The 13,958-nt window shown below is 41.9% G+C and carries 16 protein-coding genes; 7 read left to right on the top strand and 9 right to left on the bottom strand.

The genetic code is table 11. The features are described from left to right. Positions 1-118: 118 nt before the first annotated feature. The 3 genes from ACOJQI_RS05900 to liaF are packed head-to-tail and all read right to left on the bottom strand — an operon-like array spanning position 119 to position 2,631. Positions 119-769: a response regulator transcription factor gene (locus ACOJQI_RS05900; RefSeq protein WP_421384085.1), complete on the bottom strand. Its 651-nt coding sequence runs from the start codon at positions 767-769 to the stop codon at positions 119-121. Then, complete coding sequence (locus ACOJQI_RS05895) at positions 762-1,817, bottom strand: sensor histidine kinase (protein WP_421384084.1); 1,056 nt, start codon at positions 1,815-1,817, stop codon at positions 762-764. Before ACOJQI_RS05895 ends, ACOJQI_RS05900 begins: the two co-directional genes overlap by 8 nt. Positions 1,818-1,830: 13 nt before the next feature. Next, positions 1,831-2,631, bottom strand: coding sequence for a cell wall-active antibiotics response protein LiaF (gene liaF / locus ACOJQI_RS05890; RefSeq protein WP_421384083.1), 801 nt, complete (start codon positions 2,629-2,631; stop codon positions 1,831-1,833). A gap of 286 nt (positions 2,632-2,917) precedes the next feature. Here liaF and ACOJQI_RS05885 point away from each other — a divergent pair, with 286 nt between their 5' ends. After that, the gene (locus ACOJQI_RS05885) at positions 2,918-4,312 is read left to right on the top strand and encodes a hypothetical protein (RefSeq protein WP_421384082.1); all 1,395 of its coding nucleotides are present in this window, start codon (positions 2,918-2,920) and stop codon (positions 4,310-4,312) included. 50 nt (positions 4,313-4,362) lie between these two features. Here ACOJQI_RS05885 and ACOJQI_RS05880 read toward each other — a convergent pair whose 3' ends face one another. Next, a complete protein-coding gene (locus tag ACOJQI_RS05880; RefSeq protein ID WP_421384081.1) occupies positions 4,363-4,959 on the bottom strand; it encodes a phosphatase PAP2 family protein in 597 nt (198 codons plus the stop codon). 148 nt (positions 4,960-5,107) lie between these two features. On the opposite strand from ACOJQI_RS05880, the gene ACOJQI_RS05875 reads away from it, so the two are divergent. After that, positions 5,108-6,280 (top strand): M20 family metallopeptidase, encoded by a 1,173-nt coding sequence (locus ACOJQI_RS05875; protein ID WP_421384080.1) that lies wholly within the window; start codon positions 5,108-5,110, stop codon positions 6,278-6,280. Between the two features lie 43 nt (positions 6,281-6,323). On the opposite strand, the gene ACOJQI_RS05870 is transcribed toward ACOJQI_RS05875, so the two are convergent. From ACOJQI_RS05870 to ACOJQI_RS05860, 3 genes are all read right to left on the bottom strand, one after another. Continuing rightward, positions 6,324-7,040: an EcsC family protein gene (locus tag ACOJQI_RS05870; protein WP_421384079.1), complete on the bottom strand. Its 717-nt coding sequence runs from the start codon at positions 7,038-7,040 to the stop codon at positions 6,324-6,326. Between the two features lie 123 nt (positions 7,041-7,163). Beyond that, entirely contained in the window at positions 7,164-8,384 is a 1,221-nt protein-coding gene (locus tag ACOJQI_RS05865; protein WP_421384078.1) for an ABC transporter permease, read from the bottom strand. Beyond that, complete coding sequence (locus ACOJQI_RS05860) at positions 8,381-9,121, bottom strand: ABC transporter ATP-binding protein (RefSeq protein ID WP_421384077.1); 741 nt, start codon at positions 9,119-9,121, stop codon at positions 8,381-8,383. Before ACOJQI_RS05860 ends, ACOJQI_RS05865 begins: the two co-directional genes overlap by 4 nt. Before the next feature lie 600 nt (positions 9,122-9,721). Between ACOJQI_RS05860 and ACOJQI_RS05855 the strand changes: the two genes are divergently transcribed. After that, entirely contained in the window at positions 9,722-10,141 is a 420-nt protein-coding gene (locus tag ACOJQI_RS05855) for an HIT family protein (protein ID WP_421384076.1), read from the top strand. 305 nt (positions 10,142-10,446) lie between these two features. Then, positions 10,447-10,971: a tryptophan transporter gene (locus ACOJQI_RS05850; protein ID WP_421384075.1), complete on the top strand. Its 525-nt coding sequence runs from the start codon at positions 10,447-10,449 to the stop codon at positions 10,969-10,971. A 98-nt stretch (positions 10,972-11,069) separates the two neighbouring features. Here the strand turns inward: ACOJQI_RS05850 and ACOJQI_RS05845 are convergent, their stop codons facing one another. After that, entirely contained in the window at positions 11,070-11,264 is a 195-nt protein-coding gene (locus tag ACOJQI_RS05845) for a hypothetical protein (protein ID WP_421384074.1), read from the bottom strand. Between the two features lie 294 nt (positions 11,265-11,558). On the opposite strand from ACOJQI_RS05845, the gene ACOJQI_RS05840 reads away from it, so the two are divergent. Both ACOJQI_RS05840 and ACOJQI_RS05835 read left to right on the top strand, forming a co-directional pair. After that, the gene (locus ACOJQI_RS05840) at positions 11,559-11,915 is read left to right on the top strand and encodes a YtxH domain-containing protein (RefSeq protein WP_421384073.1); all 357 of its coding nucleotides are present in this window, start codon (positions 11,559-11,561) and stop codon (positions 11,913-11,915) included. A 235-nt stretch (positions 11,916-12,150) separates the two neighbouring features. Next, positions 12,151-12,717, top strand: coding sequence for an HTH-type transcriptional regulator Hpr (locus ACOJQI_RS05835; protein WP_421384072.1), 567 nt, complete (start codon positions 12,151-12,153; stop codon positions 12,715-12,717). Here the strand turns inward: ACOJQI_RS05835 and ACOJQI_RS05830 are convergent, their stop codons facing one another. Then, positions 12,718-13,047, bottom strand: coding sequence for a DUF1878 family protein (locus tag ACOJQI_RS05830; RefSeq protein ID WP_421384071.1), 330 nt, complete (start codon positions 13,045-13,047; stop codon positions 12,718-12,720). A 310-nt stretch (positions 13,048-13,357) separates the two neighbouring features. Here ACOJQI_RS05830 and ACOJQI_RS05825 point away from each other — a divergent pair, with 310 nt between their 5' ends. After that, a complete protein-coding gene (locus ACOJQI_RS05825; RefSeq protein ID WP_421384070.1) occupies positions 13,358-13,906 on the top strand; it encodes a DUF3267 domain-containing protein in 549 nt (182 codons plus the stop codon). The last annotated feature ends 52 nt before the right edge of the window (positions 13,907-13,958 follow it).

The following is a 13,958-nucleotide window of genomic DNA, read 5'->3' as shown; positions in this document are numbered from 1 at the left end:
ACTCGGCTTGGCACGGTCTATAATCCGGCGTTTACTTCTTTTTCACCCTACTACACGGCTTTGGCCGCTCTATAATCCGGCGTTCTAAAAGGAATTTTGCTAAAACAGCCTTGCCGCTTCATTTCCCTGGACTCTTCAGCAATATTCCATTTCTATTGGCATAAATGGCAGCCTGGGTACGGTCGGCAACGCCCAATTTGCTGAGGATGTTGCTTACGTGGGTTTTGGTTGTTTTGACACCTATAAACAATTCATCGGATATTTCCTGGTTTGTCATTCCTTCTCCGAGGCATTTCAAGACCTCCAGTTCCCTGGCGGTCAATTCCTCATGCAGCTTCCTTTCCTGAGGACGGAACCTGTTCATCATCTTATCGGCTACTTTTGGGGCAATTACGCTTTCCCCCTTTGCCGCTTTATAGACAGCCGATATCACTTCATCGGCGCTTGCTGTTTTTAAGAGATAGCTGTGGGCACCTGCCTCTATTGCGGGAAACACTTTTTCATCATCATAATAGCTTGTCAGGATAATAATTTTGCAGTCAGGCAGGAATGTAAGGATTTCCTTTGTTGCGTCGATTCCATTTCCGTTCTCCATTAATAAATCCATCAAGATGATCTGAGGCTCGTAAAGCTTGGCGAGTTTCGCTGCCTCATTCCCGCTGGATGCTTCTCCGAGAAATTCGATTCTCTCCTCGGTAAGCAGGTATGTCTTCATTCCGAGCCTGACCATTTCATGATCATCCACAATCATCACTTTGATTTTATCCATCACTGTTCTCCCCCTCTTCCCTTAATGGAATCCGTATATTAATATATGTTCCTTCGTTTTCCTTGGACCGGATTTGAAAGATGCCGCCGATTTCCTCACAGCGTTCCCTCATCGTCTGCAGCCCATAGGAGGTCATTTTTTGCTGGTTGACACTGAAGCCTTTTCCATTGTCACTGATGTATAAGTTCAGGCTTGAATCGATTCTTTTAGTGGAAATTTTAATCTGCGAGGCTTCGGCATGCCTTAGGATGTTGGAGATTCCCTCCTGGACAATCCGGAATAGATGTGCCTCGGCACCCTTAGTCAAACCGTCCAGGTGGTCGAACTCGGCTGTTATTTCAATCGGCGTTTTTTCTTTCAACTCCTGGATAAGCTTCTTTAATCCTTGAGCGAGGCTTTCACCCTTCAAATCTATCGGTCTTAAATGAAGCAGCAGCGCTCTCATTTCTCCTTGGGCTTTGGAAGCAATTTCCGCCACCTGTTTCAATATCGGTTCTGCATCTGCAGGCTTTTTTTGAACAGTACGTACTGCAGCGGAAGACAACATGTTAAGGGCAAACAGCTGCTGACTGACAGAGTCGTGCAGGTCCCTGGCCAGCCTATGCCTCTCTTCCATTACAGCAGCCTGGTGAGCCTGATCGGCCAATTCCGATTTCTCATCGGCCAATCTTTGCAACGACTTAACCTGCTCTTGAATATAAACAGCCAGCTGGTTTAATTCATCTGTCAAAATTCCAATCTCATCCTGTTTACCGTCATCCACCCTGGCGGAGAATCTCCCGCTCCGAAGGACGGAAACAAAGGTGGAGATATCATCAAGCCTACCTTTAAACAAATAGCCTGTCCGGAAACCAAAATAAATGCTCAGCAGTAAAAATATAATAAAAACAAGAAGAGTGAGATATAGGGAACCAGCCAGTGTAATATGCGGGGCTTCTGCGACCAGGATATATAATTGAATGATCAGGAAAAAGAATAATGTTCCCATTAATCCCATCATGAAAAAACCCTTGAAGAACCAGAATCGTATATTAGATGATTTATTCAATGGAAACACCTCATTAAACCTTATTGATTCGAACAGAACCTATGGTAAATTCTATTATGATTTTCAACTTTTTCTCCGCTTCTTCATATCCCGGGGACCGATAGCTTAAGCTAGGCTTGATATCTGAAGATTTCTGGCCGAAGATCTTAATGTCACCGATGCTTCCTTCTACACTTATATCTACCGGGATATCTTCGGGAATCAGCATCTTCACGTCTCCTATCCACCCTTTAATATGGATGGGGGTTTCTCCCTCAGGAATATACGCTTTGCTTATATCAAAATAGTAATCTCCAATCATGTTATAAAGCCTCATTGATTCAAGCGGCCAATTGGGCTGATTAAATTTCACATCCCCTATGATATATCCACGGTTTATTTTGACTTTTGTTTTTCCGCCTTCATGAGTTTCCTTCTGTACCGCTTTCTCTTCATCGAAAGGATAATCACTCGACAAAGTCACTCTGATCTGGCTTTTTTTCCATATGACCATAAAAGCAAAACCAATCAAGCTGACCGGCCACAGCCTCCACCAGTCACCATAGGTGAAAGAAACGACATCAAAGAAATTGAGTATGAGCAGTCCACCATATATAAACAAAAATAATCCAAATGTGAATTTAATCATTCTTCTCCATTTAATACTTGTATACATCCACTTCAATCCCTGTATCAGGATTAGAAAAGGGATGAATATGACAAATATCTGTTTTATTTCCAAGGAAATGACACCAATATTGATTAGAAGCAATACTATACCTGACATTAAAAGTATCGCTGCGAAAAACCATTGTTTACCGCCAGAACTTTTCACTTTCTACACCGCCTTTTACCATTCTTTTTTCATTTCGATGAACAACCCCATAATCCTTTTATTATTTCGCTGTATTCTTAAGTTTCCCAGGGATAGAAAATTTCGGGTTAATTACAGTCTACAAGGATTTCTTTCTTCTTCAGAGGAGCATCGGCATGATTTCAACTCCGTCCCAGGGCGGAAATTTTCACTTGGAACTCTCTCACCAACGGTATCAACATGAATATTCTGTAAAAAAAGGCTGATGCCCTTTTTAAAGTTTATCATCAGGTGAGGGGGAATTCATATGCTGGTGGAATTGACTGCATTACACTGGCTGTATTTAGTTTTTATCGGATTAATTATCATTTTCATGGTGTTCAGAAAAGATACGACCATCGTCTGTATTGCCGGGATTTTTCTTATTGCCCTGCTGGCGAAAGGTTCGCTGACGAGCTCTGTGAGCAGTGTCTTTAACAGCTTCATCTTTGCTATAACTGAGCTTTTGTCTACTATTCTGGTAATTTCAATCATCGTCGGGATGAGTAAAAGCCTTACTAAAACCGGCATTAACGATGTCATGATCAGCCCTTTCGCCAAACTGATTAAAACCCCCGCCCTCGCTTACTGGACCATCGGGATCGTGATGATGCTGATTTCATGGTTTTTCTGGCCTTCGCCTGCTGTAGCACTCCTGGGAGCAGTGCTTGTTCCGGTTGCACTCCGTGTCGGCTTGCCTGCTCTTGGAATTGCAATGGCCATGAACCTGTTCGGCCATGGGATTGCCCTTTCCGGCGACTTTGTCATTCAGGCCGCTCCCAAGCTTACTTCAGATGCTGCAGGGCTCGATGTTTCACAGGTTATACAGGCCAGCATCCCCCTTGTAGCTGTAATGGGGATCGTAACTACAGTGACAGCATTCCTATTTCTAAAAAGGGATATGAAGAAAGGATTGCTGACTGTTAAAGACTCAGAATTGCAAGAGACAGCCAAGGAGGAAGGACCGGAGTTATTGAGCAGCTCTGCTAAAAAGTTTTTTGCCCTCATGATTCCGTTCCTCTTTGCACTGAATATCTTGGCCATGTTCTTGTTTGACTTGCAGGGAGGAGATGCCACAGCACTTATCGGCGGTACATCCATTTTCATCCTGCTCATCATCTCTCTCGCCGGTTATAAAGCAAAAGGACTTGAACAAACAACAAGCTTCATCATTGATGGTTTTCAGTTTGGTTTTAAAGTATTCGGCCCCGTCATTCCCATTGCTGCGTTTTTTTACCTTGGGGATTCAGGCTTCACTGCCATCATCGGTGATGGGTTTTTACCGGAAGGTTCTTCGGGGATTGTAAACGACCTTGGCGGAGCTCTTGCGGCGGTAGTTCCACTTTCCAAAGCGGTTGGTGCTGTCACGCTGACAACAGTAGGGGCAATCACAGGACTGGATGGTTCGGGATTTTCCGGAATATCACTTGCCGGTTCAGTTGCCCTTCTATTCTCGGATAGTATCGGTACAGGTGCTTCAACATTAACAGCTCTTGGCCAGATTTCAGCCATTTGGGTCGGCGGCGGCACCCTGGTACCTTGGGCACTTATTCCTGCAGCTGCCATTTGTAATGTTGACCCTTTCGAGCTGGCAAGGCGAAACCTTCTGCCCGTCATCATCGGATTGATTGTGACTACAATCACCGCTATGTTCTTAATCTAAAAAAGCTGAATCCAAGAGGTGTTTAACATCCTCTTGCGATTCAGCTCTTTCTATTTTCTGGTTATTAATTTCAAATAAACAAGCTCACAGAGTACATAATAAGAAAACCCTATCAGAAAACCAGCCAAGACATCTGAAGGATAATGAGCTGCATCTGGAATCCTGCTAAGACCTGTCAATATCCCCAATACAATGGCAGCTGCGTATACAGTCAACTTCTGCTTGGCAGAAGTGAAATATTTTGAAACAATGAATGCCAATACAAGCATAAAAATCAGTCCAACCATCGCATGTCCGCTTGGAAAACTGAATCCATCTTCGCCATGCAGCGCTTCAGGCCTTTCTCTCTCTACCATAGTTTTTAGAAACTTATTAATGTAATTTCCTCCGCCGATTGCCAGTACAGTAAAAATGATGCCGGTAAAATTCTTTTCCTTCAAAGCCAGCCAAAGGATCAGAAGGATGCTGACGGATCCAATAAATAACTCTGAACCCAAAATAGCGAAGTACTCTAATATCGGGATGTTTTTAATCAAGGAATACATCGGCCGATCGAACCAATTTATGTAATCTGTTACGACAAGTACCATAACGATGATGAATGAAGCAAATGAAATCCAGCCCCAAGTTAATTTGCTTTTAGACATGTTCTCACCTCCCTTCATTGTTTTATCATAATTTAACTGCTTTCTCTACAGAAATCCCATCAACCATTCTTATAAATATAATGATATAATATTCTTAATTTTCTTTTATATATTTAAAATATACATAGGTTGAAGGGGAGGAAAGAGAATGCTTGATACATTGTTTGACAGACTGGAAAAGAGCTGGGGAGAAATGGTTGAAATCCGCAGGTATCTCCATCAACATCCTGAAGTTTCTTTCAAAGAGGTTAAGACAGCAAAATATATCGTGGATTACTACCGCAAGCTTGATATTGAGGTGACTCCGGGAGTCGGCGGAAACGGAGTCATTGCGAAAATCCAGGGAGGCAGGCCGGGAAAAACGATTGCTTTGAGGGCTGACTTCGATGCACTGCCGATCCACGATGAAAAGGACGTTCCCTACAGGTCAACCGTGGATGGAGTCATGCACGCCTGCGGCCATGACGGCCATACAGCTGCACTCCTTGTACTTGCTAAAGCAATGAATGAGCAGAAGGCAGAACTCCCGGGAACATTTGTGTTCATCCATCAGCATGCCGAAGAATATGCCCCCGGGGGAGCAAAATCAATGGTGGAAGCAGGCTGCCTGGACGGGGTGGATGCCGTATTCGGAACCCACTTATGGGCAACAGAACCGCTGGGGAAAATTCAATACCGGACAGGGCCCATAATGGCAGCTGCCGACCGTTTTGAAATCAACATCCAAGGTGCCGGAGGACATGGAGCGCAGCCTCACAAGACCAAAGATTCCATAGTTGCTGCTTCTCAATTAGTCGGTACACTTCAACAAATCGTCAGCCGGAGAGTCAATCCCATAGAACCTGCCGTCGTTACAGTTGGATCATTTACAGCAGAAAATGCCTTTAACGTCATTGCCGATACTGCGAAATTGATTGGTACCGTCAGAACTTTTAGCGAAGATACGAGAGATTTCATTATCAGCGAAATGGAAAGAATCATTCAGGGCACTTGTATTTCAGCTGACTGCACATATACCTTCAACTATGAAAAAGGCTATCCGGCTGTAGTCAATCATGAACAGGAAACTGAACATCTTATCAAGTCAGCAGAAGGGGTAAAAGGAGTCAACAGTATTGAAGAGTGTGAAATGCAAATGGGCGGAGAAGATTTTGCCTACTATCTGCAAAAGGTCCCGGGTACGTTTTTCTTTACAGGTGCGCAGCCTGAAGGCGTCGACCGCCCTTATCCCCACCATCACCCAAGATTCGATTTCAACGAGAAAGCAATGCTTACAGCTGCAAAAGTCATGGCCAAAGCAGCCATAACTTATGCTGAATAGAAAGAAACCGGTACACGTTGTACCGGCTTCTTTATTTTTCCAATTAACTTTTAGAACTAAAATGCCTTCTTCGATAAGCATATACTGCTGCTTCTCCAAGCTCTTCAAGAAGGCCATAGTTGGCATATGCCCCTACTACTGCACCAATTCCCGGTATGAGTTGAAGCATTTTTACAAAGTCAATATAATCGCGATACTCCTGCTGAAATACCTTCCAGTCCAGATCAACGAGTTTTTGCTTGAATTCATCCCAACGATCGATAATGTTGAATACCTCACGCCTGTGATCATCGCTTGAAAATGCAAGCTGAAACACATATAACATGAACAGCCTTTCTTCATAAGCCTTCGGATCCAGCCCATGTACTTGGGCTGTTTCATATAAATATTTCATTTTGATTGAAAGAAGCAGCGGAAAGTCAGCCATACCCAGGAAGATTCCGCCTGCACCTGTTCCTGCTCCTTCCAGCGCCGCTGCTTTTCTATAAAAAGACAGCCTTTCCTTCATATACTGCTCTTTATCTTCCAATGTTTCCGGGACCCTGACCTTATTGCTGGATGTAAAGCCTGATCCGGCCAAAGTTACCTTGACCATATTCCTGATACTGTCGGTAACCATTTTGTGCACTTTTTCAGGAATGACAGAATTGAATTTGATTTGTGCTTTTTTGGCTGTACGATTCAGTATTCCTGCTCTTTTCAGCCGCTTTCTCTTCCACATTTCCATCTCGTTCAGGGCATGGGATTCAAAGCTGTTCATGACAACCACCTGTCCTTTTTATTAGGCCGTTCTATTAATCATTGCAGCCTGCGGTGTGATGGCAAAAATCCGTTTCCGCCAACACTTACCTCATAATACGATTGAAGGGGCGTCTGGTTTCACTCAGTATTCAAATTTCTTCAGCCTTTGAATGAGATAAAATTGTGAAAAAGCAAAGGCAAATAAGAGCCCGGCTGCCAGCTGGATCCCTGCTCCCAGGAACTGTCCGCTCAAAGCGAGTGCCAGAGAGAACAATACAGCCTGAACAATCAACGACCACTGAACCACCTGCTGGAAAGACTGCTTCTTAACACTTTCTGCAACAGGGTATAATGAAACCCAAATTTTATAATCGAAGCGCTTATACATAGGGATCAATTGAAAGCCCGTCAAGTACATGAACAGCAGTCCGGTCAGGGTACAGATCCACAGTGAATCACTAAAGAAGAGGATCGCCATTGATATCAATGACAGACGGATATACAGCCCGTAGTACTCACTCGTCCGCAGCAGTGAGCGTACATACAAAAATTTATATGTTTGCTTTTGGTCATATTTCATACTATTTAAAAATGCATCGAGCCATTTCCGTCGATGGACTTTCCCTTTCAGCTTAGGGACATCCGTAAACATATTGGCCAATCTGTAAAACAGGAGCATCCTCTGCTCCTCCAAGGTAATCAGCACATCCCATTTCAGGCTCTTGCCTTTCACTGAAAACTGAAAGTAAATAAGGTATCCTATGAGAATAAGGGCAACGGCACCAACCAGGACCATGGACGCTTCACTAAGCACCATATATAAGAAAACGGCATTTAAGGCAAATCGGATAAAGTAATCCACAAAGTGCGCTTCCCGCTCCTGATTTTTCAAGGTATACCATCTTACATAGAGGTTCCATACCTTCAAAGCCAGTAAAATGACCAGAATGACAAAGAAGGATTGAAACCCGCGGTCCGTGACCTTTACATACATCGGCATCATTGCCGCGAGAACCAGCAGCAGAATATAGGATTGAGATAAAAAGCTCACCCATATCCCCTTCTGGAAGAATCCTTTCATACGGCTTTCCAGCGGAAGCAGGAAGACGGCATCCGCTTCCCGCAAGAATGTATAAACAGGACTCCACGACAGGATCAATCCAAGGATGACCGCCATGATGAAGGGGGCAGGGAAAGAACTGTCAAGAGTGCTTACCCACTGATTATAAGTGAACGCCCCGCCCCCCAAGGCAAAAATCAGGACAAACAGAAGGTGGTCATTAAACATGTACCGGAGATACTTCCTCAACTCAGCATTATATTCGACTACTCTCGTCTTCCATATTTCATCGATATTCCTCATTGCCCAGTTTCTTCCTTTGTCAGCTCAATATAGATGTCATCCAGCGTTGCACCAGGCATCGAGAATTCTTTCTGAAGTTCTTGAAGAGTTCCTTTAGCTCTTATTTGTCCCTCATGAAGGATGATAAAAGAATCACAATACCTTTCAGCAGTCGCGAGGATATGGGTGGACATCAAAATTCCCGCCCCATTCTTTTTCATTTCTTCCATCCAGTTCAATAAGGATTGAATCGCGAGGGGATCAAGCCCTACAAAAGGTTCGTCAATGATATAAAGACTTGGTTCCACTAAGAAAGCACACATGATCATGACTTTTTGTTTCATCCCTTTTGAAAAATGGGAAGGAAACCATCCCAGTCTTTTTTCCATCCTGAATTCCTTTAATAGGCCCTCTGCCCTCTTTTTATACTCTGCTTCGGTTACCCCGTAAGCCATGGCAGTTAGCCTCATGTGTTCTTCTAAGGTCAATTCATCATAGAGAATGGGGGTTTCAGGTATGTAAGCAAACTGTTTCCGGTATTCATCAGTATCACTTTTCAATTGAAGCCCATTGATTTTAATATCCCCCTGCTTTGGCTCCATCAGTCCGATAATATGTTTGATTGTCGTACTCTTACCGGCTCCATTCAACCCGATCAGACCAACGATTTCATTCGAATTTATGCTGAAAGATATATCTTTCAGGACAGGTTTCCGTGTATATCCTCCAACCAAATGCTGAATATCCAATAGTGACACAAGCAACGTCCTTTCTCTCTGTTGTTGGTTTTATTTTAGCAAAGCGAGTCTCTTCAAGCTATTTCTGAAATCCTCCGCAGAAATATTCCATGTTTTTCCTGTATTATAAACTTCAAAAATGTCCATCATAATGGAGGAAGGGGACAGCAAAACTTAAAACGGGGTGGTTGTTAAAGACCGGTATCCGAATTATACGTTTGCTTCCATCATTAATAAGGGGATGGTCGTCATGGATAGTTTTGGCCTGAACTCACACCATAATTTTTAAAAAACTTTAAAAATGAGGTGTTTATCAAAGAACACGGACTATCATTGAACTCTTAAAGCATAAAAAGCTATAAGATAAGGGGATGGTCGCTTTGAACCAGAGTCAGTCAACCCAATTTTCGATTAATCACTGATCTTGCAAAATAATGCAAAATGAGGTGTTTATCGCAGAGTATTCAGACGTTCCACAAATGAACCTTTAATGTATTCCCCCTTCAAATGGGGCTGGCAGAGGGTGATGCTGATATTACCTTCTTGCCGGCCCCTTCTTTGTACTTTCCATAATTTCACTTCTTATGATAAAATCAAAAAAACATTGAAAGGCGGGATATTATGAGTGACTGTATCTTTTGCAAGATAATCGATGGCGAAATCCCTTCCTCAAAAGTTTATGAGGATGAACATGTTCTTGCTTTCCTTGATATCAGCCAGGTAACCAAAGGGCATACACTGGTGATTCCAAAAGTACATAAAGAAAACGTGTATGAGCTTACAGAAGACATTGCATCCAAAGTCTTTGCAGCTGTACCAAAAATAACGAATGCAATCAAAGCGGAATATAATCCAATCGGCCTGAACTTGCTGAACAATAACGGTGAAGATGCCGGCCAGTCGGTCTTCCATTTCCACCTTCACATCATCCCCCGTTATGGACAAGGTGATGGATTCGGAGCTGTATGGAAAACACATACCGATCAATACAGCCCTGAAGAGTTAAAAGAAATTGCCCAAGGGATCAGCAAGCATCTTTAAATAAACATACTCTTACTATTACACAAGAGAATGAAAACTCCTCCTCAATGGGGAGTTTTTGTTTTGGGTTGATTCATGATCGTGAGATATTTGACCATTTTTTCTGCGTCAACCTCGAAATTTGGTGCTTTCCCTGAATCAATATCGATCCACCAGCTTTCCCCCGTTAAATTTCAAAAATTGTAAACTTGCACCTGTTAAAACCTTTTACCATATGATATACTGTTTTTAACTTTTCGCTGCCGGCAATAGTGCACGGCGGGAGAAGCAAAGTTGAGAAAAGATCAGATGAGGAGAGATGAGAAATGAATACAAAGACTTTGGTGGCACTATCACTATTAGTGGGGATAGGAGCCGTACTGCATGCCGTCATCCCGGGGGTTTTCCTTGGAATGAAGCCGGACATGATGCTGACAATGATGTTTCTTGGGATTTTGTTATTCCCGGATAAAAAGAATGTATTATTGCTTGGAATCACAACAGGAATTATTTCTGGACTGACAACCCAGTTCCCAGGCGGATTTGTTCCGAACCTGATCGACAAGCCCCTTACTGCTTTTGTTTTTTATCTGATGGTTTTGGGAATTAAGAAATATTCAACATCACTTGCAGGGACAGTCGCACTGACTGCAGTCGGAACTATCATTTCAGGAGTATTCTTCCTGACTTCCGCTTACTTGATCGTAGGCCTTCCAGGAGCATTTCTTGGACTGTTTGCAGCTGTTGTATTGCCTGCTACACTAGTCAATGCGGGTGCAATGTTTGTCGTTTATCCACTTGTTACATCGATACTCAAGCGAACAAGTTTCGCTCAAACTATATCTTCATAATAATTAACGAAAAAGGAACCTGGCCAAGGTTCCTTTTTCGTTTGCTAAAATGTCTTTAACTGTCTTATAGGAAACCTGTCAAAGGTCCCTTATTTGCGTCACTTAACGGCAAACCATAAAAGTATACCAAGCAGCAAGGCCACTACGCCTCCTGTTCCCAATACCCCGGCTCTTCTCTTCAGTATATTTTTTGGCGGGTACATTCCAGGCTTTTGGGTAGCCATAAAATAGTGGATCATTCCAAAAAACAATATCGCACTCAGCGCGAAAAATCCAAATATGATTCCATCCACATCCTCCACCCCTTCCTTATTCAGGCTGATCTCGCATTGATTATTGCTTGCTGGATATGGATTATTCCGAATCTGGATCAGGTAACGTCCTATACTTCCAGAATGCAGACGAGCGATAATATAGAAGCAAAACATTTACGAAACAAGCCTTGGTCAAACAACCCTTTATTAATGTTTATGCCCATTTAACAACGTTATGAGAAAAGTTGATTAGTGTTTTGCCTAAAAGGGTAAAAAGGATATACAGGATAAATGTCGAAGTAAAAACATAGTATTGATTTGGGGGAGATATATTTGAAAATCAAATCCATTACGTTTGGAATACTGGCAGGAAGCGCAATCGGGACAGTGGCAGCCCTCCTTTCCGCTCCTCAGTCCGGCAAAGATCTGAAAGGGCAAATTAAAAAGAATAAAGATGAATGGAAAGCTGTCTTTACAGAAATCAAAACAAATGCAGTGGAAGTCAAAGACGCTGTTTCCCGTCTTTCAACAGAAGGGAAAGAAACCATCACCCATCTTAAAGATGACATGCAAAACTCCATTCAGGCTTGGCAAGGCAGCACTGAACCTAACATCCAGCATATCAAGGATGATATCAGCGCCATAGAACAATTAGCAGAAAACATGGAACGGAAAGTAAGTAAACAATAATTTTAAAAAGGTGCGGCAGGATTTATCGGCCGGGCCTTTTTTAATACTTTCGTAAGTTAAATACTCATTATTTTAATAAAAAATCCTCCTTTCAAAAAATTTTGTAAATTTAAACCTTTATTAATTTTTATTTTATTGGCATAATAAAAGAGAGAGAGTTACAAGACTGAAAGATTAGTTGAAATGAAACTAGACACGGTAAATTAATCAACTTTTGCAAAGCGGGTGAATCGGGATGGAAGAAAGAGAATTTTCTATGAAGGAAGCGATGCTGTTCAGCCAAAGGATGGCACAGCTGAGCAAAGCCTTATGGAAAGCAATTGAAAAAGATTGGCAGCAATGGATTAAACCCTATGACCTTAATATAAATGAACACCATATTTTATGGATCTCCTATCATCTTAAAGGGGCATCCATATCAGATGTAGCCAAATTCGGGGTCATGCATGTATCTACTGCCTTCAACTTCTCAAAGAAATTAGAGGAAAGAGAATTGCTTCAATTTTCTAAGAGGGAAAACGATAAACGCAACACCTATATCCAACTCACTGAAAAAGGTGAAAGCGTTTTACTTGAATTAATGAGGAATTATAAACCGGAAAACCATTCAATCTTTCAAGGTGTCACACCTTTAAGAGAGCTCTACGGCCGTTTCCCGGATATGATTGAAATGATGGCTGTTGTTAAAAATATTTATGGAAATGACTTTATGGAGATCTTCGAAAAGTCCTTCCATAATATCGAAGTCGAGTTTACTGAAGAGGATGGAAAACTTCAAAAAGTTTCTGAAGATGAAGCTTAATTACAGGTTACGCTTGAGCTGTTCCATTAAAAACGGATATAGCCTTTGAGCCAAACAAGCTTCTATCACTTCTGCCGGGGACAATCGCGAATCCAGTTTCTCAGTAAACTCCTTAAAAAGCGGAGCAAAAAATACGAACCCTTCCGCTTTTTGTTCTTGTGAATGCTTGTTCAGTTTTTCACACAATTCAAAGAAATCAGTAACGTCCCCTTCAGCCAGCCCCTTTCGGATAACCAGCCTGTAAAATTCATACCCCTTTGCAGGTATCATTTCCATCAGCAGCTTTTGCTGGAACTCCAATTTCTCGATTCTCTTCACTAACATATTCATGCATTGCACCTTCTTTTTTTCTATCCCTTAAATTACTGCAGATGACAGATTTAACTTTGCAGCAGTATTAGTAAATACCTTATTGGGCATTGTTTTTAGACTGTTAGTTAAATCATACCAAATGCATTGAAAACTTGCTATCTGCCTGATTCAAAAGCCTCTATTAAACGGTGGCATAATGAAAAAATTATTTGAATTATTTTTTTACAAATTAATGTTAATTTTGCTATTGATTTTTTTCCTCAGACATCGTAAAGTATGAAAGCGAAAGATCAAAATCAATCTTGTCGTCTGATGGAGGCGATTTTTTATGCATTGCTGGAAAACTATCAATCTAGAAAAACAATTCGGCCACAGCCGTGTCATGTTACTATCTTTTATTGTGATGATGATGGTGTTCACCATTATTTATGTACCTGTCAATCTCATACTTTCAGAAGATCTTTATGACACTCATTTTTATCTGTTCCTGGCAGGGATGCTGATGATTTATCCATTGCATAAGGTATTGCATGTTGTACCTATCCTGTCCTATATAAATAAAATAAAATATAAAGTAACACGGCAACTTTTCTGTATCCCGATTGTATCGTTTCGGGTGGGTGAACCTATTTCCAAAAATAGGTTTGTACTGGCGCTTGTGTTTCCATTCTTTACAATTAACACAGTGCTCCTTGCAGGATGTGTCCTTATGCCGCACTATTCTCATTATTTCACCATCCTGACGGCGTACCATACAGGCATCTGTACAATTGATTTTCTGTATGCTAAATGTTTGCTCTATTCTCCAAGAGATGCGATGATTGAAGAAAACGAAGACGGATACGAAATTTTGAACCTTCAAAGAGGCACTATATAGATTTTCAGTGTTGAGCAATCCACCCGGTATGGTGATTCTCCCCGCTGTAACT

This window comes from Bacillus salacetis (genome assembly GCF_049177075.1).
Classification (GTDB): domain Bacteria; phylum Bacillota; class Bacilli; order Bacillales; family Bacillaceae_B; genus Rossellomorea; species Rossellomorea salacetis_A.
Note: the sequence above shows the minus strand (reverse complement) of the source record. Positions and strands in the feature narration are given on the sequence as shown.